The sequence below is a fragment of the Pseudomonas syringae genome, from assembly GCF_021606685.1.
GTDB lineage: Bacteria > Pseudomonadota > Gammaproteobacteria > Pseudomonadales > Pseudomonadaceae > Aquipseudomonas > Aquipseudomonas syringae_R.
Genome location: NZ_WKCB01000105.1, coordinates 1 through 17,304, shown reverse-complemented (window position 1 = coordinate 17,304; position 17,304 = coordinate 1). Strand labels below are relative to the sequence as shown.

At 61.4% G+C, this 17,304-nt stretch carries 14 protein-coding genes; 8 read left to right on the top strand and 6 right to left on the bottom strand.

Translation table 11 applies throughout. The features are described from left to right. A partial coding sequence (locus GIW02_RS25060; protein ID WP_236422155.1) for a putative ATP-dependent zinc protease occupies positions 1–257 on the bottom strand: 257 nt, incomplete at its 3' end. 272 nt (positions 258–529) lie between these two features. On the opposite strand from GIW02_RS25060, the gene GIW02_RS25055 reads away from it, so the two are divergent. The 7 genes from GIW02_RS25055 to GIW02_RS25025 all read left to right on the top strand — a co-directional run bounded on the left by GIW02_RS25055 (position 530) and on the right by GIW02_RS25025 (position 10,061). Further along, positions 530–1,243, top strand: a complete 714-nt coding sequence (locus GIW02_RS25055; RefSeq protein ID WP_236415447.1) for a GntR family transcriptional regulator — start codon at positions 530–532, stop codon at positions 1,241–1,243. Beyond that, positions 1,240–2,133, top strand: a complete 894-nt coding sequence (prpB, locus tag GIW02_RS25050; protein WP_099582716.1) for a methylisocitrate lyase — start codon at positions 1,240–1,242, stop codon at positions 2,131–2,133. The genes GIW02_RS25055 and prpB overlap by 4 nt, the downstream gene beginning before the upstream one ends. A 42-nt stretch (positions 2,134–2,175) precedes the next feature. Next, positions 2,176–3,303: a bifunctional 2-methylcitrate synthase/citrate synthase gene (gene prpC / locus GIW02_RS25045; protein WP_236415445.1), complete on the top strand. Its 1,128-nt coding sequence runs from the start codon at positions 2,176–2,178 to the stop codon at positions 3,301–3,303. Between the two features lie 181 nt (positions 3,304–3,484). Further along, positions 3,485–6,079: a Fe/S-dependent 2-methylisocitrate dehydratase AcnD gene (gene acnD, locus GIW02_RS25040; protein WP_236415436.1), complete on the top strand. Its 2,595-nt coding sequence runs from the start codon at positions 3,485–3,487 to the stop codon at positions 6,077–6,079. Between the two features lie 11 nt (positions 6,080–6,090). Further along, positions 6,091–7,281 (top strand): 2-methylaconitate cis-trans isomerase PrpF, encoded by a 1,191-nt coding sequence (prpF, locus tag GIW02_RS25035; protein ID WP_236415435.1) that lies wholly within the window; start codon positions 6,091–6,093, stop codon positions 7,279–7,281. A gap of 197 nt (positions 7,282–7,478) precedes the next feature. Then, positions 7,479–8,963: a 2-methylcitrate dehydratase gene (gene prpD / locus GIW02_RS25030; RefSeq protein WP_236415432.1), complete on the top strand. Its 1,485-nt coding sequence runs from the start codon at positions 7,479–7,481 to the stop codon at positions 8,961–8,963. Positions 8,964–9,125: 162 nt separating this feature from the next. Beyond that, positions 9,126–10,061 carry a hypothetical protein gene (locus tag GIW02_RS25025; RefSeq protein WP_236422154.1) on the top strand — a complete coding sequence of 312 codons (936 nt, stop codon included), beginning with the start codon at positions 9,126–9,128 and terminating at the stop codon, positions 10,059–10,061. Positions 10,062–10,126: 65 nt separating this feature from the next. On the opposite strand, the gene GIW02_RS25020 is transcribed toward GIW02_RS25025, so the two are convergent. The 5 genes from GIW02_RS25020 to GIW02_RS25000 are packed head-to-tail and all read right to left on the bottom strand — an operon-like array spanning position 10,127 to position 15,606. After that, on the bottom strand, positions 10,127–10,855 hold the full coding sequence (locus GIW02_RS25020; protein WP_236415423.1) for an alanyl-tRNA editing protein: 729 nt from the start codon (positions 10,853–10,855) through the stop codon (positions 10,127–10,129). Between the two features lie 2 nt (positions 10,856–10,857). Next, positions 10,858–11,850, bottom strand: coding sequence for a serine O-acetyltransferase (locus tag GIW02_RS25015; protein ID WP_236415421.1), 993 nt, complete (start codon positions 11,848–11,850; stop codon positions 10,858–10,860). 37 nt (positions 11,851–11,887) lie between these two features. Continuing rightward, entirely contained in the window at positions 11,888–12,802 is a 915-nt protein-coding gene (locus GIW02_RS25010; protein WP_236415419.1) for a PLP-dependent cysteine synthase family protein, read from the bottom strand. A gap of 24 nt (positions 12,803–12,826) precedes the next feature. Beyond that, positions 12,827–14,689 (bottom strand): molybdopterin-synthase adenylyltransferase MoeB, encoded by a 1,863-nt coding sequence (gene moeB / locus GIW02_RS25005; RefSeq protein ID WP_236415416.1) that lies wholly within the window; start codon positions 14,687–14,689, stop codon positions 12,827–12,829. Between the two features lie 23 nt (positions 14,690–14,712). After that, positions 14,713–15,606 carry an EamA family transporter gene (locus GIW02_RS25000; RefSeq protein WP_236415455.1) on the bottom strand — a complete coding sequence of 298 codons (894 nt, stop codon included), beginning with the start codon at positions 15,604–15,606 and terminating at the stop codon, positions 14,713–14,715. Between the two features lie 160 nt (positions 15,607–15,766). On the opposite strand from GIW02_RS25000, the gene GIW02_RS24995 reads away from it, so the two are divergent. After that, positions 15,767–17,191, top strand: coding sequence for an aminotransferase-like domain-containing protein (locus tag GIW02_RS24995; RefSeq protein WP_236422153.1), 1,425 nt, complete (start codon positions 15,767–15,769; stop codon positions 17,189–17,191). Positions 17,192–17,304 lie beyond the last annotated feature (113 nt).

The window sequence follows — 17,304 nt, the reverse complement described above, 5'->3', positions numbered from 1 at the left end:
TCGATGGGGTGGGAATGGGCGGTGTCGATGGCCAGGTAGAAGCGTACCCAGGACTCGCCGTTGCGCTTGAAGCGCTTGATATCACGGGCGCTGAGGGAGGCGGTCTTGGCGCCGGTGTCCAGTTTGGCGGCCACTTCCAGGTTGATGCCGGCCAATTGGGCGTATTCATTGAGGCCATACACGGTCTTCTCGGCGGCAAGGCCAAGGCTCGGTATGAACAGTAGGCAAAACAAAAGGGGGAAGGGCTTGAGTCTCATAGATCCTGAGGCGGTGCAGTGCGATGTTCAATTCAAGGCGACTGGCATTGCTGCGCAAACTCCCTCGTGCGCCGTTTCATCCAATGATGTCAGGCAAATGCGGCGGGCATTCTAACATGATGCTTTTCTGACGCCAGCGCTGGCAGGCGGCCATGCCCTGATAGAGTGCAACAGCAGTTATTAGACGATTGTCGACAATGTGGATTTATTCTTTGACTAAGCAGGGCTGATTGGCTAGTTTTTGCGGCATTGCTTTTAAAGGTGTCGACAATATGCTGGATCAACTGGAAACCCCAGTGGTGGCGCAGGACGATTCCCAGACCATGTCCGAGAACGTCTTCCGGCGTATTCAAGCCGCCATCGTCAAAGGCGAGATCGCTCCCGGCAGCAAGATCTCCGAGCCGGAACTGGCGCGCACCTATGGCATCAGCCGCGGCCCGCTGCGCGAGGCGATCCACCGCCTGGAAGGCCAGCGCCTGCTGGTGCGTGTGCCTCACGTGGGCGCACGGGTGGTGTCTTTGAGCCACGCCGAGCTGGTCGAACTCTATGAGATCCGCGAGTCCCTCGAAGGCATGGCCTGCCGCCTGGCCGCCGAGCGCATGACCGACGCTGAGATCGAGGAACTGCGCCAGGTGTTGCACACCCACGAGCGCGATGCAGCGTTCCAGGCGGGCGTGGGCTACTACCAGCAGGAAGGCGACTTCGATTTTCATTACCGGATAATTCAAGGCGCCGGCAATCGCACCCTGACCCAAATGCTCTGCGGCGAGCTGTACCAGTTGGTGCGCATGTACCGCATCCAGTTCTCCGCGACCCCCAATCGTCCACGCCAGGCTTTTGCCGAGCATCACCGCATCCTTGACGCGATTGCCGATCGCGACGGTGAACTGGCCGAATTGTTGATGCGCCGCCATATCGGCGCGTCCAAACGCAACATTGCCCGTCACTTCCCGGACGGCGCTCCCCAATCAAGAGGTGAGTCATGAGTTCCAATAATAAGAGCACACCCGGCCAACGTTTCCGTGACGCCGTCGCCAGCGAACAGCCGTTGCAGGTAGTGGGCGCGATCAACGCCAACCACGCCCTGCTGGCCAAGCGCGCCGGCTTCAAGGCGATTTACCTGTCGGGTGGCGGCGTGGCTGCCGGCTCCCTCGGCGTGCCGGACCTGGGCATCACCGGCCTGGATGACGTGCTCACCGACGTGCGCCGCATCACCGACGTGTGCGACCTGCCGCTGCTGGTGGACGTGGACACTGGTTTCGGCTCCTCGGCATTCAACGTGGCTCGCACCGTCAAGTCGATGATCAAGTTCGGCGCCGCCGCCATCCATATCGAAGACCAGGTTGGCGCCAAGCGCTGCGGTCATCGCCCGAACAAAGAAATCGTCTCCCAGCAGGAAATGGTCGACCGCATCAAGGCCGCCGTGGATGCGCGCACCGATGACAGCTTCGTGATCATGGCGCGCACCGATGCCCTGGCCGTCGAAGGGCTGGAATCTGCGCTTGAACGTGCCGCCGCCTGCATCGAGGCGGGTGCCGACATGGTGTTCCCGGAAGCCATCACTGAACTGGAGATGTACAAACTGTTCGCCGCCCGTGTGAAGGCGCCGATCCTGGCCAACATCACTGAATTCGGCTCGACCCCGCTGTACACCACCGAACAGTTGAAATCTGCCGATGTTTCCCTGGTGCTGTACCCGCTGTCGGCCTTCCGGGCCATGAACAAGGCCGCCGAAAACGTCTATACCGCGATCCGTCGCGACGGCACCCAACAGAACGTGATCGACACCATGCAAACCCGCATGGAGCTTTACGATCGCATCGACTACCACACCTTTGAGCAAAAGCTCGACGCGCTGTTCGCCGCGAAGAAGTAATGAACACGGCTCCCTGAATAACTACAAAATTGGAGAACGAACATGGCTGAAGCAAAAGTATTGAGTGGCGCCGGCCTGCGTGGCCAGGTGGCCGGGCAGACTGCACTGTCCACCGTCGGCCAGGCCGGTGCCGGCTTGACCTACCGCGGCTACGACGTGCGCGAACTGGCCGCCGACGCGCAGTTTGAAGAAGTTGCCTACCTGTTGTTGTACGGCGAACTGCCAAGCAAAACCGAATTGGCTGACTACAGCGCCAAGCTGAGCAAGCTGCGCGATCTGCCGCAAGCCTTGAAAGAAGTGCTGGAACGCATCCCCGCCGACGCCCACCCGATGGACGTGATGCGCACCGGTTGTTCGTTCCTGGGCAATATCGAGCCCGAGAAAGACTTCAGCGTGCAACGCGATGTTACCGACCGCCTGCTCGCGGCCTTCCCGGCGATCATGTGCTACTGGTACCGCTTCAGCCACGACGGCAAACGCATCGACTGCGTGACCGACGAGCCGAGCATCGGCGGCCACTTCTTGCACCTGCTGCATGGCAAGAAGCCCAGCGAGTTGCACGAGAAGGTCATGAACGTCTCGCTGATCCTCTACGCGGAACACGAATTCAACGCCTCGACCTTCACCGCCCGTGTCTGCGCGTCGACCTTGTCCGACCTGTATTCCTGCGTCACCGCCGCCATCGGCTCTTTGCGCGGCCCACTGCACGGCGGTGCCAACGAAGCGGCAATGGAAATGATCGAGCGCTTCTCGTCCGCTGAAGAAGCGGTGCAAGGCACCCTCGGCATGCTGGCGCGCAAGGACAAGATCATGGGCTTCGGCCATGCGATCTACAAAGACAGCGACCCGCGCAATGAAGTGATCAAGGGCTGGTCGAAAAAACTCGCCGACGAAGTGGGCGACAAGGTGCTGTTCCCGGTCTCGGAAGCCATCGACAAGACCATGTGGGAACAGAAGAAATTGTTCCCCAACGCCGACTTCTACCATGCCTCGGCGTATCACTTCATGGGTATCCCGACCAAGCTGTTCACGCCGATTTTCGTCTGTTCGCGCCTGACTGGCTGGGCCGCGCACGTGTTCGAACAGCGCGCCAACAACCGCATCATCCGTCCGAGCGCCGAGTACACCGGCGTTGAGCAGCGCAAGTTCGTGCCAATCGAACGTCGCTGAATGAGAAGACCGACGATCCGGGTTTGGTAATCGAATCAAATGTGGGAGCGGGCTTGCTCGCGAAAGCGGTGTATCAGTAGCAGATGTGTTGATTGACACACCGCATTCGCGAGCAAGCCCGCTCCCACACTGGCCCGTCGCAGTCTTCTCCTTTTGTAACTACCGTGACCGAGTCCTGACGATGAACACTGAATTTCGCAAACCGCTCCCCGGCAGCCGCCTGGATTACTTCGACGCCCGTGCGGCCGTCGAAGCCATCACCCCCGGCGCCTACGCCACCTTGCCTTACACCTCCCGCGTGCTCGCCGAAAACCTGGTGCGCCGTTGCGACCCGGCCACCCTCAACGCCTCCCTGAGCCAGTTGATCGAACGCAAACGCGACCTCGACTTTCCCTGGTTCCCGGCGCGCGTGGTGTGCCACGACATCCTCGGCCAGACCGCCCTGGTCGACCTCGCCGGCCTGCGCGACGCTATCGCCCTGCAAGGCGGCGACCCGGCGCAGGTCAACCCGGTGGTGCCGACCCAATTGATCGTCGACCATTCCCTGGCCGTCGAAGCCGGTGGTTTCGACCCGCAGGCATTCGAGAAAAACCGCGCCATCGAAGACCGTCGCAACGAAGACCGTTTCCACTTTATCGAGTGGACCAAAAAGGCCTTCAAGAACGTCGACGTGATTCCGCCGGGCAACGGCATCATGCACCAGATCAACCTGGAGAAAATGTCCCCGGTAATCCAGGTGCGCGACGGCGTAGCCTTCCCTGACACCTGCGTCGGCACCGACAGCCATACGCCGCACGTGGATGCACTGGGCGTGATCGCCATCGGCGTCGGCGGCCTCGAAGCCGAGAGCGTCATGCTCGGTCGCGCCTCGTGGATGCGTCTGCCGGAAAGCGTCGGCGTGGAGCTGACGGGTAAATTGCTGCCGGGCATCACCGCCACCGACATGGTGCTGGCGCTGACCGAGTTCCTGCGCAAACAGAAAGTGGTTGGCGCGTGGTTGGAGTTCTTCGGTGAGGGTGCTTCGGCGTTGACTCTCGGCGACCGCGCGACCATCTCCAACATGGCCCCGGAATACGGCGCCACGGCGGCGATGTTCTACATCGACCAACAGACCATCGCCTACCTGAAACTCACTGGCCGCGAAGACGAGCAAGTCGCCCTGGTGGAGCAATACGCCCGCCATACCGGCCTGTGGGCCGATGACCTGAAGGGCGCGCAATATGAGCGCGGCCTCACGTTCGACCTGTCCAGCGTTGTGCGCAACATGGCCGGCCCGAGCAACCCGCATGCCCGCGTGGCGACCAGCGATCTGGCCTCCAAAGGCATCAGCGGCCAGTGGGACGACGTGCCGGGGCAAATGCCCGACGGCGCGGTGATCATCGCCGCCATCACCAGTTGCACCAATACCAGCAACCCGCGCAACGTGATCGCCGCCGGCCTGCTGGCGCGTAACGCCAACAAGCTCGGGTTGACGCGTAAGCCGTGGGTCAAGTCGTCCTTGGCACCGGGTTCGAAAACCGTGGCCATGTATCTCGAAGAAGCGGGCCTGGGCCATGAGCTGGAAAAACTCGGCTTCGGCGTGGTGGCATTTGCCTGCACCACCTGCAACGGCATGTCCGGCGCGCTCGACCCGGTGATCCAGCAAGAGATCATCGACCGCGACCTGTACGCCACCGCCGTGCTCTCGGGCAACCGCAACTTCGATGGGCGTATTCACCCGTACGCCAAGCAAGCGTTCCTGGCGTCGCCGCCGTTGGTGGTGGCCTACGCGATTGCCGGCACCATCCGTTTCGACATCGAAAAGGACGTGCTGGGCCTCGACGCCAACGGCAAGGAAATCCGCCTGCAAGACATCTGGCCGAGCGACGAAGAGATCGACGCAGTGGTCAAGGCCTCGGTCAAGCCGGAGCAGTTCCGTGCGGTGTATATCCCGATGTTCGCGATTCATGAAGACACCGGTCCCAAGGTTACGCCGCTGTACGACTGGCGCCCGCAAAGCACCTACATCCGCCGCCCGCCGTACTGGGAAGGCGCGCTGGCCGGTGCCCGGCCGCTCAAGGGCATGCGCCCACTGGCGGTGCTGCCGGACAACATCACCACTGACCACCTGTCGCCGTCCAACGCGATCATGCTCGACAGCGCCGCCGGCGAATACCTGGCGAAAATGGGCCTGCCGGAAGTCGACTTCAACTCCTATGCGACGCACAGGGGTGACCACTTGACCGCGCAACGCGCGACCTTCGCCAACCCTAAGCTGTTCAACGAAATGGTGGTCGAGAACGGCAAGGTCAAGCAGGGCTCCCTGGCGCGGATCGAGCCGGAAGGCCAGGTCACGCGGATGTGGGAAGCCATCGAAACCTACATGGAGCGCAAGCAGCCGTTGATCATCATCGCCGGCGCCGACTACGGCCAGGGTTCGTCCCGCGACTGGGCGGCCAAGGGCGTGCGCCTGGCCGGTGTGGAAGCGATTGCCGCCGAAGGTTTCGAGCGCATCCACCGCACCAACCTGGTGGGCATGGGCGTGTTGCCGCTGGAGTTTTTGCCGGGCACCGACCGCCACACCTTGCAGATCGACGGCAGCGAAACCTATGACGTGGTCGGCGAACGCACCCCGCGTGCGCAGCTGACCCTGGTGATCAACCGCAAGAACGGCGAACGTGTAGACGTGCCGGTGACCTGCCGTCTGGACACCGCCGAAGAAGTGTCGATCTACGAGGCGGGCGGCGTGTTGCAACGTTTTGCCCAGGACTTCCTGGAATCGGCGGCCACCGCCTGAAGAGGACTACCATGGCACACGCAGCGCAAATCAAGATCCCCGCCACCTACATGCGTGGCGGCACCAGCAAGGGCGTCTTTTTCAGCCTCCAGGACCTGCCCGCTGCGGCGCAGGTCCCGGGCGCCGCACGCGATGCCCTGCTGTTGCGAGTGATCGGCAGCCCCGACCCCTATGACAAACAGATCGACGGCATGGGCGGCGCCACGTCGAGCACCAGCAAAAGCGTGATCCTGGCCAAAAGCACCCGCGCCGATCACGACGTGGACTATCTGTTTGGCCAAGTGTCCATCGACAAGCCCTTCGTGGACTGGAGTGGTAACTGCGGCAACCTCTCGGCGGCAGTGGGTTCGTTCGCCATCAGCGCAGGCCTGGTCGACCCGGCCCGCGTGCCGCACAACGGCGTTGCCGTGGTGCGGGTGTGGCAGGCCAATATCGGCAAGACCATCATCGCCCACGTGCCGATCACCGACGGCGCCGTTCAGGAAACCGGTGACTTCGAACTCGACGGCGTGACCTTCCCGGCCGCCGAAGTGCAGTTGGAATTCATGGACCCGGCAGCGGAAGAAGAGGGCGGCGGCGGCTCGATGTTTCCCACTGGCAACCTGATTGACGACCTGGAAGTGCCCGGCGTCGGCACCTTCAAGGCCACGCTGATCAACGCGGGCATCCCGACGATTTTTATCAACGCCGAAGACCTCGGCTACACCGGCACCGAGCTGCAAGGCGCGATCAACAGCGACCCGAAAGCCCTGGCGATGTTCGAAACCGTGCGGGCGTATGGCGCGTTGCGCATGGGTCTGATCAAGCACCTGGACGAAGCCGCCCAGCGCCAGCACACACCCAAGGTCGCGTTCGTGGCCAAACCTGCGGATTACGTGGCGTCCAGCGCCAAAGCGATCAAGGCCGGTGACGTGGACCTACTGGTACGCGCACTGTCCATGGGCAAGTTGCACCACGCGATGATGGGCACGGCGGCGGTAGCGATTGGCACGGCGGCGGCGATTTCCGGCACTTTGGTCAACCTCGCAGCCGGTGGCGTGGAACGCAATGCGGTGCGCTTCGGGCACCCGTCCGGCACCTTGCGCGTCGGCGCCGAAGCGACTCAGGTAAACGGTGAATGGGTGGTGAAAAAAGCCATCATGAGCCGCAGCGCGCGTGTATTGATGGAAGGCTTCGTGCGCGTCCCCGGCGACGCTTTCTAAGGTCCAGCGCCGCAACAATGTGGGAGCGGGCTTGCTCGCGAAGGCGGTGGGTCAGTGACATTTCAGTACCTGATACACCGCCTTCGCGAGCAAGCCCGCTCCCACAGGTGATCTTTATTCCAAGGCAGACACTCAAGATCTGCTTTCCAACAACCGTAAGCCCGAGGACTAACCCCAAACCCTTTTGGAGAACTGCCATGAGCGCCAACGTCGACCAGAACAACCGCCCCGGCTACGACCAGGTTTTGCAGGACATCGCCGACTACGTCCTCAACTACCGCATCGAGTCCGAGGTCGCGCTGGACACCGCGCGCAACTGCCTGATGGATACGTTGGGCTGTGGCTTGCTGGCCCTGCGTTTTCCCGAGTGCACCAAGCACCTGGGGCCGCTGGTGGAGGGCACGGTGGTGCCGTTTGGCGCGCGCGTGCCGGGCACCTCATTTCGCCTGGACCCGGTCAAGGCCGCCTGGGACATCGGCTGTATCGTGCGCTGGCTCGACTACAACGATACCTGGCTCGCCGCTGAATGGGGCCACCCCTCGGATAACCTCGGCGGCATCCTGGCCGTGGCCGACCACCTCTCGCAAAAACGCGTGGCCAACGGCGACGCACCGCTGACCGTGCGCGCGGTGCTGGAAGCGATGATCATGGCCCATGAAATCCAGGGAGTGATTGCCCTGGAAAATTCCTTTAACCGTGTAGGCCTTGACCATGTGCTGCTGGTGAAAGTCGCCTCCACCGCCGTCACCGCCAAGCTGATGGGCGCCAACCGCGAACAGCTGCTGTCGGCGCTGTCTCACGCCTTTGTCGATGGCCAGGCCCTGCGCACCTACCGGCATGCGCCCAACGCGGGCTCGCGTAAATCCTGGGCGGCGGGGGATGCGTCGAGCCGAGGCGTACGCCTGGCGGATATTGCGCTACGTGGCGAGATGGGCATCCCGGGTGTGCTGAGTGCGCCGCAGTGGGGGTTCTACGACGTCCTGTTCAGCCATACCAACGCGGACCTTGCCCTCAAGCCCGAGGACAAACGTGGGTTCAGCCTGTCCCAGCCTTACGGCACCTATGTGATGGAAAACGTGCTGTTCAAGATCAGCTTCCCTGCCGAGTTCCATGCACAAACCGCTTGCGAGGCGGCAGTGACCTTGCACCCGTTGGTGAAAAATCGCCTGCATGAAATCGAGCGCATCGTGATCACCACCCATGAGTCGGCGATTCGTATCATTTCCAAGGTTGGCCCACTGGCCAACGCCGCCGACCGCGACCACTGCCTGCAATACATGACCGCCGTGCCGCTGGCATTCGGCACTCTGGTAGCGGAGCAGTACGAAGATGAATTCCACGCCGCGCACCCCATCATCGATCAGTTGCGCGACAAAATGGTTATCGTCGAAGACCCACGCTACAGCCGCGAATACCTGGAGGCCGACAAACGCTCCATTGCCAACGCGGTGCAGGTGTTTTTCAACGACGGATCCAGCACCGAGCTGGTGGCGGTGGAGTACCCGATTGGTCATCGTCGGCGCCGGGTGGAGGGTATCCCGTTGCTGGAAGACAAGTTCAAGGCCAACCTGGCCACGCGCTTTACCGCCCAGCGTAGCGCCGAGATTTTTGCGTTGTGCAAGGATCAGTCGCGGCTTGAGGCAACGCCGGTCAATCGCTTTGTCGACCTGTTGGTGATCTGACGCGCGCTCCACTGACTGGAAACAGTCTGCTACGCACGCTCTCAAGACCCAGCGGAACTCCTTTCGGATAGCTGCCAATCAGGTAGTCATAGGACGTGCTGTTGCAAGTCCTATGGCAATCGGCAACTGCGAATTCACTACCTGAATCTGAGAAGGTACCGTATGACTAGCGTTAATACTCGGCAACAAACGCCCCACACAGTCGGCTATGAAATGTCACCCAAGCCAACTCCCATCCGTTATGAAGACAGCGCTGAGGCCAATGCACAACCTGCTCCCCAGCCTGATTCGGCAGCGCCGCGTAGCCCAATGAGCACAGAGCAGCGCGGTCCTTTTTCGACGCACGCTGAACTCGTGAACCCCAAGCCGTCGCAGGGTACCGAACCAGGTCTGCTGGCCGAACTGACGCAAAAAAACCAGGTGCTGCGTGGCAAGCTAGAGGCATTGGTCGCCACGCTCATGCCGATGATCGAGCGACTCCAGACGCAAATAGCGGAACTGACTCAGCAACTTGATGATTCAGAGAATGCCCCTAAAGAAACGCCGGTTATGGCGCACGGCCAGCCAAAAAATCTGCTTGTCGATGAGCAGAATGTTTCGACGCCACAAATCGCCACGCCTGAGCAGGTCCCCCCTGCGCCTGAGACGCAGCAGTCGCAAGGCCTCAACGCGCTGATCCGTGAAAATACGGAGTTTCGCGAGATGGTCAGCGAGCAGCTCAAGAAGCTCACGACGTTGATCGAAGGCCTGCAGCAGCAAATCGAAGTGTTGACTCAGCGCATCAACGCTATGGGGCTTCCGCACAGCCATACGCCTGTAGATCAGGCGGATACCAGCTTCAAAACCGAGGCAGACACCGTGCAGCAAGAAACGCTTGATGCCAAGCCAGAAGCACCTGAAACCAAGCAAGGCGCGGAGCTGGTCCCGACCACCGAGACGGCAGCACCTGACAGCAGCACCGTTGAAGCGCTCAGGCGCGAGAACGAACAGCTTGAAGCGGGGCTTGATCGCCTGTCCGCGAGCTATCAGCAGACCATTTCGCAGCTTGAGCAACAGGTCAAAAGCTTGACCGAGAAAGTCAACGCGCAGAAAAAATAGGGCCTCACAGCCCTTTGCGCGTGTGGGTGCGAGCCCGCATGTTTGAACGCATCGCAATCGTGCCCTTACTCAAACCGCAGGATCACCCTGCGGTTGTGTTTGCTCTTCTTCTCGATTTTCTCGCAGAACACCCGGCCGATTTCCTCGGTGTTGATCACATGGGTGCCGCCGCACGGCTGGATATCGATCCCGCCGATTTCGATCACGCGTACCGCCCCCTGGATCACCGGCGGCGCGACTGCCTGGGTGCGGGTGATCTGCAGCAGCGTGGCGTATTCCGAGGCGGGCATCGACAGGGTGTTCACCTCGTGGGCCTGCGCGATCAGCGCGTTGAGGTCGCGGGTGATGGTGTCCTTGTCGAGGGTCATTTCCGGCAGGTCGAAGTCCAGCCGGCCCTTGTCAGTGCCTATGCTGCAACCGGTCACCGGTGCGTCGATGATCGAGCACAGCAGGTGCAGGCAGGTGTGCATCTTCATGTGCTGGTAGCGCCGCTCCCAGTCAATCCCTGCGTCAACTTGAACCCCGGCGATCAACTGCGCAGGGCAGTGTTCAACCTGGTGCCAGATGATTGCGCGCAGTACCGGGTCGCGTACCGTGCCCGTCACTTCGATTCGTGTACCGTCAGCCAGGGTGAAGTGGCCCGTGTCGCCCGGCTGTCCGCCGCCAGTGGGGTAGAACAGCGTGTGCTCCAGGGCGATACCCTGTTCGCTGACGGCAATCACCCGGGCGCTGAACGCGTTCTGGTAGGGCGCGCTGTCGAACAGCGCCAGGGTTTCCATGGTATGCACCGACATGTTCAACCTCCGATGTTCATTGGGCTGGCCTGCAAAAGAGAGCGCACCATCGCACTCAGGCCAGGGGGGGAGAGCAGGGTGATTTCAAATTCCGGGCCGCATACCTTGAGGTTCAGCGGCAGGCGCGGCAGAGGGTTGCCCTGCTCAAGGCGGTGCAGGCGAAATTGCAGGTGATGGCGCTCCTTCACCGTCGGCTCCAGCATCAGCCCGGCCAAGGGATGGAAGTCGGCGTCCAGCACGGTGACCTTGTGGTTCACGCTGACCTCGCCAACCACGTGCAAACGTTCATCCAGGGCGAAGGCGCCGAGGTAGTTGCTGTGGTCTGACTCATGGTTTTTTTGCAGCTGGATCTGGTTCACCACCTTCACCTTGGTGCCGGCGGGTACGTCTTGGGTGATCACGCAGGACGGGCTGATAAACACGTTGTCGCCAATCAGCACATAACCCAGCACGCGGGCGCCGGAGCCCACTTCGACATTGTTGCCCAGGCGCGGGTGGCGCTTGCCATCGGGGTTGTTGGCGATACCGCGGGCACCCAGGGTCACGCCGCAGAGAATGTAGCAGTCGTTGCCGATTTCGCAGGTTTCGCCGATCACCGTGCCGTAGCCATGGTCCAGCACAAAGCGCCGACCAATGCGCGCCGCCGGGTGGATCTCGGCGCCGGACAGCACCTTGCCCTGATTGCTCAGTTTGAGGGCAATGCGTGAAAACACACCATTGGTGCGATCGGGGTAATTCCACACCAGGTGCGCCAGGCGGTAGAACAGCACAGCCTTGAACGAGGCGTAGGACTCCAGGATCAACTCGCCACGCCCGCGTGATGCCGGGTCGCGGTAGGCATAGGCGATCAAATCTTCGGCCACCGCCTGGGCGGCGTTCTGGATCAACGGCGCCAAGTGGGGTTCGAGCTGCTTCATCTGCGCGGGCGTGAGGGTTTTGATGAGGTGAGTGAGCAGCTCATCGTGCAGCTGTTGCATGTCGATAAAGCCCCCCATGGAGGCACCCCCGCATTCTGGATGGTTGGAAAAGCGCCTATTCGAAACTGGGCAGGTAGCTGTCGGCATTGTCGTAAACCATGGTCAATACCACCGTTTCGGGCGGTAGTTCGGGGGCGAGCTTGGCGATGGCCACCATGTTGGCGGCGGAAGACAGGCCCAGGCTGATGGCGTCGGTGCGCATGATGCGTTTCATCATGTCGATGCATTCCTGGCGCGACACCTTGAGCATGCCGTCGATCACGTCCAGGTTGAGAATGCTCGGGATCAGGCCAATCGACAGGCCCTGGATATGGTGTGGCGCGTGCTGGTTTTTCAGCAGGTCGCACTCCTCCGGCTCCACGCCCATCACGCGGATGGCCGGCCAGGTGGCCTTGAGCGTTTCGCCGATGCCGGTGATATGGCCGCCGGTGCCGATACCGCTGACAAAGTAGTCCACGCGGCGATCAGCAAAGGCGCGGAGGATTTCCCGCGCAGTGGTGTCACGATGGGTTTGCGGGTTGGCGCCGTTGCGTTGCTGGTTGAGCATCACGAAGCTGGGGTTTTCCAGCTGCAGTTCCATGCACTTTTCGCCGTGGGAATTGTTGCCCAGGCGGCTGTCCGACAGCACCACCTTGGCGCCGTACAAACGCAGCAATTTCTGTTTTTCGGGGCTGTAGTTATCGGGTATCACCAGCACCACTTTGTAGCCCAGCACGTTACCGGCCATCACCAGGCCGATACCGGTATTGCCACCGCTGGGCTCGATGATGGTTTGCCCGGAATCACGCATCAGCACGCCCCGGCGCTCGGCGTCGAGGATCATGCCCAGGGCGATGCGCGCCTTGTGGCTGCCGCCAGGGTTGAGGGATTCGAGCTTGGCGTAGACCTCGATCCCGAGGTCTTCGGAAAACTGCGCCATGCGCACGATCGGCGTGTGGCCGATGGCGTCGAGGATAGAGTTATGCAACATCAGGTATGAGCCCATGGCCGGTGGTCAGTACAAAGGCATGTCGGGTTCGACGTCGCGAACCCAGTGTTTCATGCCGCCTTGCAGGACTTTGGTGTTGGCGAAACCAGCCGCCAGCAGGGTGCTGGCCGCTTGTTCGGCGCGGGTGCCGGCGTAACAGATCAGGTAATGGGTGTTGTCGCGACTCAGGCTGTCGAGGTGCCCATCCAGTTCTGCCAGGGGGATATGCACCACGCCGGGCAATTTGCACACCTCCAGTTCACTTGCATCGCGCACGTCCAGCAGCACGTCGACGCTGCGCGGGTGTTCGAGCAATTGCTTGAGCACACGAGGTTTGATGTAGCGCTCTTGCGCCAGCGAGGGCCGGCTGGGCAAGGCATCCGTGCAGGCTGAAGGGGCGAGGGGCTCGTGTTGTCGCATAGCGGAGCAGCAGGGGCAATCGGCGCGGCGCTTGAAGCGGATCTCGCTGAATTTCATCGCCAGCGCATCGAAGCGCATCAGGCGTCCGGACAGCGGTTCGCCGATGCCGATCAGCAGCTTGATCGCCTCGGTGGCCTGGATCATGCCCACCACTCCCGGCAGCACGCCGATCACGCCTCCGGCGCTGCAATTGGGCGCCAGCTCCGCCGGCGGTGCGGTGGGGAACAGGCAGCGGTAGCACGGCCCGCCTTTATAGTTGAGGACGCTGATCTGCCCGTCGAAGCGGTAGATAGCACCGTACACCAAGGGTTTGCCGAGCTGCACGCAGGCATCGTTGACCAGGTAGCGGGTGTCGAAATTGTCGGTGCCGTCGATCACCAGGTCGTAGGCGCCCACCAATTCCAGAGCGTTATCGGCGTTGAGCGCGGTGTTGTGGGCGTTGATCTGGATATGGCGGTTGAGGTCCTGCAGGCGTTGCTTGGCGGAGTCGACCTTGGGCATGCCCAGGGTGCTGTTGCCATGCACGATCTGGCGCTGCAGGTTGCTGCTCTCGACCACATCGAAATCCACCAGGCCCAAGGTGCCGATGCCGGCGGCGGCCAGGTAGAGGCTGATGGGCGAGCCCAGGCCGCCGGTGCCGATGATCAGCACCTTGGCTTTCTTGAGGTTCAGCTGGCCTTCGCGACCCACGCCGGGCAGGGTGATATGGCGCACGTAGCGCTGCACTTCTTCATTGCTCAGCGCGTCGATATCCATGCCGCCAGAGGTGGCCAGCAGCACCTCGATCCGGGCTTTTTCAGGCAGTGGCTCGTCGGCGTCGATCACCGCTTCCTCGGCCGTATACAGGAAGTGTTCCTTGAGCTGGTTGTTCTTTTCGTGAAACAGATGCGGGCGCAGCTGCGGGTGGCTGCTGCAGAGGTTTTCAATGACTTCGCGCAATGTCGATCCGGTGCCCTCGAGGGTCGATTCCGGCAGCTTGGCCACGCGAACCAGAATGTCGGGGAAAGAGACAGCGTTCATGGACAACTCCGTGTGCAGGTCGTTGAAGGGTTGAAGGGCGAAATGCTTGCCATCCCAGGCAAACAGCTTGGAACTCAGGGCCTGGCCCTGGCGTACGTCGACCACCAGGTAGCTGACGGGGTAAATCGGCTCGCCCATGAACAGCGCCTTGTCCTGGTCTTCGTCGCTGAAGTACGCGCCGACATCCGGGTGGGAGTGGTAGATCACCACCACTGGGTTGTAGCTGCGAAACGCCTTGTTCAGCAGCAGAGTGTCGGCCACCGAGAACGTGTAGCCGTTGGCGGCGCTGCGCGGGTACATCTCGGGGTTCTTGAGGTGCAGTTCATTCTGGATATTGCTGCCCAGGTACACGCTGCCGTCGGCGAAGACGAATCCACAGCATTCCTCGGGGTAGCTGCGGCTGGCGTGGGCGTAGATCTGTTCAAGGGCGGTGGGGCGGAGGACGTCCATGTAACTCTCGCGTGGGTGAGTGATCAATTTTTCTTGGCCAGTAGTTTTTCGATGGGCAACTTGGTGATCGCAAAACCGGCCAGCAGGATGGCCGAATACAGCACCAGGTCGCGGGAAATCGCCACGCCCTCGTACCAGGCACCGATGATCACCGCGAACACCGGGAAAATGATGAATACGAACGACAGGATGATCGGGCTCAAGCGCTTGAGCAGCATGAAATACACGATGAAGCCACCCACCGAGGCCACCAGGCCCAGGTAGAACAGGGCACTCCAGGAGCGCAGGGTGATGGCTTCGAATGTCGGTGTTTCAAACCACAGGCCCGCCACGAACAGCATCAACCCGGCAATGCCGATGGGCAGGGTGTTGTAGGTGATCACGCTGATGGCGCTGCCTTTCTGCTTGGTAATCACGTAGCACAAGGCATGCATGATCGCGGCGCTCAGAATCGCCAGCACCCCCAGGAACTCGGCGTGGTCCAGGTGCAGGCCCTGGCTGCGGATGATCATGTAGAGGCTGCCGAAGCCGATACCGATGCCGACCACCTGGGAAAAGTAGATGCGCTCGCGCAGGAACAGCGCGGAGAAGATCAGGATAAATACCGGCATGCAGCTGAACAGCAAGGCGGTGAGGCCGGAGGACACATGCATCTCACCGTAGTTGAGCAGGTAATAGGGAACGCTGAAGTAGGACAGGGTCACGAACACGAAGAACCAGCGGCTTTCGCGCGGAAACAGAATCGGCTCGCGGCGCACCCTGGCGAAACACAGGAACAGCGGGAAGGCGATCAAGAAGCGCAGGCCGGCGGACGTCAGGGGCGGCACGCTCTCCACGGCGATTTTGATCCCCAGCCAGGTCGTGCCCCAACTCAGGCACACGATAAGAAACATCACGCTGGTGATCAGCCCGGCCAACCATTGTTTTCGGCTGTTTGATTTGGCGGTGTTTTCGAGAACGGCGGACATTGGCATCGTTTATTGCTTCCCTGGGCCGGAATTGAACTCTATATTGAGCTTGTAATGAGTTGTAAAATTCGGCGATTGAACCCGTAAAAGCACACTATTAGGGCGAAAGATGGCTGTCAAAACAAATATTGACATGGTGTCAATTATGCGTGAGGGGTTATCCAACGGGCAGGGCGTGAAGTACAAGCGCCTGTCTGATGTCATGGAGCGGGGTATCCTCGAAGGCCTGATTGAACCCGGACGAAAACTGCCGCCCCATCGGGTGCTTTCCGACAATCTTGGGGTGACCATCGGCACCATCAGCCGAGCCTACGGCGAGCTGGAACGCCTGGGGTTGGTGGTGGCCCGAGTCGGTGACGGCACCTTCGTGCGCAAGCGTGGGATGGAGCGCCAGCGCGATGAAGGCTTTCGCAACTTCAGCGAGGAGCCGCGCCAGTACTTCGACATGAGCCGCAACATGCATATCCCTGGGCAGGAGACGGCGTTTCTGGCCCAGAGCTTCCAAACCCTGTCGACCAACGCCAAGTTTCTCCAGGACATCAGCGCCTACACCCCGGATGCTGGCCTGCCGCGTTACCGTGATGCGGGCGCGCAGTGGCTGGTGCAGCGCGATTTTCATCCGATCCCCGAGCAGGTCATCTGCGTCAATGGCGGCCAGCATGGCTTGCTGTGTTCAATGATGGCGTTGCTGCGAGCCGGCGATACGGTGGTTACCGAACAACTGACGTACCCCGGGCTGATCACCGCCGCGCGCATGCTCGGTGTGCGCTTGATCGGCCTGGAAATGGACGAGGAAGGCGTACTGCCGAGTGCGCTGGACGAGGTTTGTCGCACTCACCGGGTTTCTGCGCTGTATTGCACGCCGACCATTCAGAACCCGACCACCGCCGTGTTATCGGTGGCGCGTCGCGAAGCCCTGGTGAAGGTGTGCCGGGAACATAATCTGCTGATTCTTGAGGATGAAGCCCACGGCGTGCTGGTCGAGGACCGGCCGCCGCCCCTCAGCCACTTCGCCCCTGAGCGTACGATTTTGATCAGCAGCCTGAGCAAGGCGGTGTCTGCCGGCCTGCGTGTGGGCTATGTGCATGCGCCGCCGGCGCTGGTCAGCCGCATTTCGGCGGCGTTGCGCTCGACCTGTTGGATGGCCACGCCGGTGACCCTTGAACTGGCCACCCAGTGGATCGAAAACGGCACGGCGGAATACCTGTTGCGCCAGCAGATCAATGAGATCAGCCGGCGCAAGGCGTTGGTGCAGGACCTGTTGGCCGGCCTGCAATACCGCACGCACCTGAACAGCCCGCACTTTTGGATCGAGGTGCCGGAGCCGTGGCGCGCGTCGGAAATCGAGGCCGAACTCAAGCAGAACAATTACCTGATCGCCACCGCCGAGGCGTTTGCCGTGGGGCAGACAGCGGTGCCGCAGTTTATTCGCGCGAGCATCTGCAATACGTCGGGGGATGATCAGTTGTTGCGGGCGGGGTTTGATGCGCTGGCGACAGCGTTGGGGCAGGGTGGGGGGCGGTTTCACCTGTAAACGTCGAGATTTCAGGTGATGAGGCCGTTGTGGTGAGCGGGCTTTGTGTGGCGAGCGGGCTGTTGTGGCGAGCGGGCTTGCCCGCGTTGGGCTGCGCAGCAGCCCCAAAATCC

Excerpts from the sequence above, each read along its gene's own strand:
- prpD (WP_236415432.1), top strand. The coding sequence starts at position 7,479 with ATGAGCGCCAACGTCGACCAGAACAACCGCCCCGGCTACGACCAGGTT.
- prpB (WP_099582716.1), top strand. The coding sequence starts at position 1,240 with ATGAGTTCCAATAATAAGAGCACACCCGGCCAACGTTTCCGTGACGCC.
- prpF (WP_236415435.1), top strand. The coding sequence starts at position 6,091 with ATGGCACACGCAGCGCAAATCAAGATCCCCGCCACCTACATGCGTGGC.
- GIW02_RS25010 (WP_236415419.1), bottom strand. The coding sequence starts at position 12,802 with ATGTTGCATAACTCTATCCTCGACGCCATCGGCCACACGCCGATCGTG.
- GIW02_RS25020 (WP_236415423.1), bottom strand. The coding sequence starts at position 10,855 with ATGTCGGTGCATACCATGGAAACCCTGGCGCTGTTCGACAGCGCGCCC.
- GIW02_RS25015 (WP_236415421.1), bottom strand. The coding sequence starts at position 11,850 with ATGGGGGGCTTTATCGACATGCAACAGCTGCACGATGAGCTGCTCACT.
- GIW02_RS24995 (WP_236422153.1), top strand. The coding sequence starts at position 15,767 with ATGGCTGTCAAAACAAATATTGACATGGTGTCAATTATGCGTGAGGGG.
- GIW02_RS25055 (WP_236415447.1), top strand. The coding sequence starts at position 530 with ATGCTGGATCAACTGGAAACCCCAGTGGTGGCGCAGGACGATTCCCAG.
- GIW02_RS25025 (WP_236422154.1), top strand. The coding sequence starts at position 9,126 with ATGACTAGCGTTAATACTCGGCAACAAACGCCCCACACAGTCGGCTAT.
- prpC (WP_236415445.1), top strand. The coding sequence starts at position 2,176 with ATGGCTGAAGCAAAAGTATTGAGTGGCGCCGGCCTGCGTGGCCAGGTG.
- acnD (WP_236415436.1), top strand. The coding sequence starts at position 3,485 with ATGAACACTGAATTTCGCAAACCGCTCCCCGGCAGCCGCCTGGATTAC.
- moeB (WP_236415416.1), bottom strand. The coding sequence starts at position 14,689 with ATGGACGTCCTCCGCCCCACCGCCCTTGAACAGATCTACGCCCACGCC.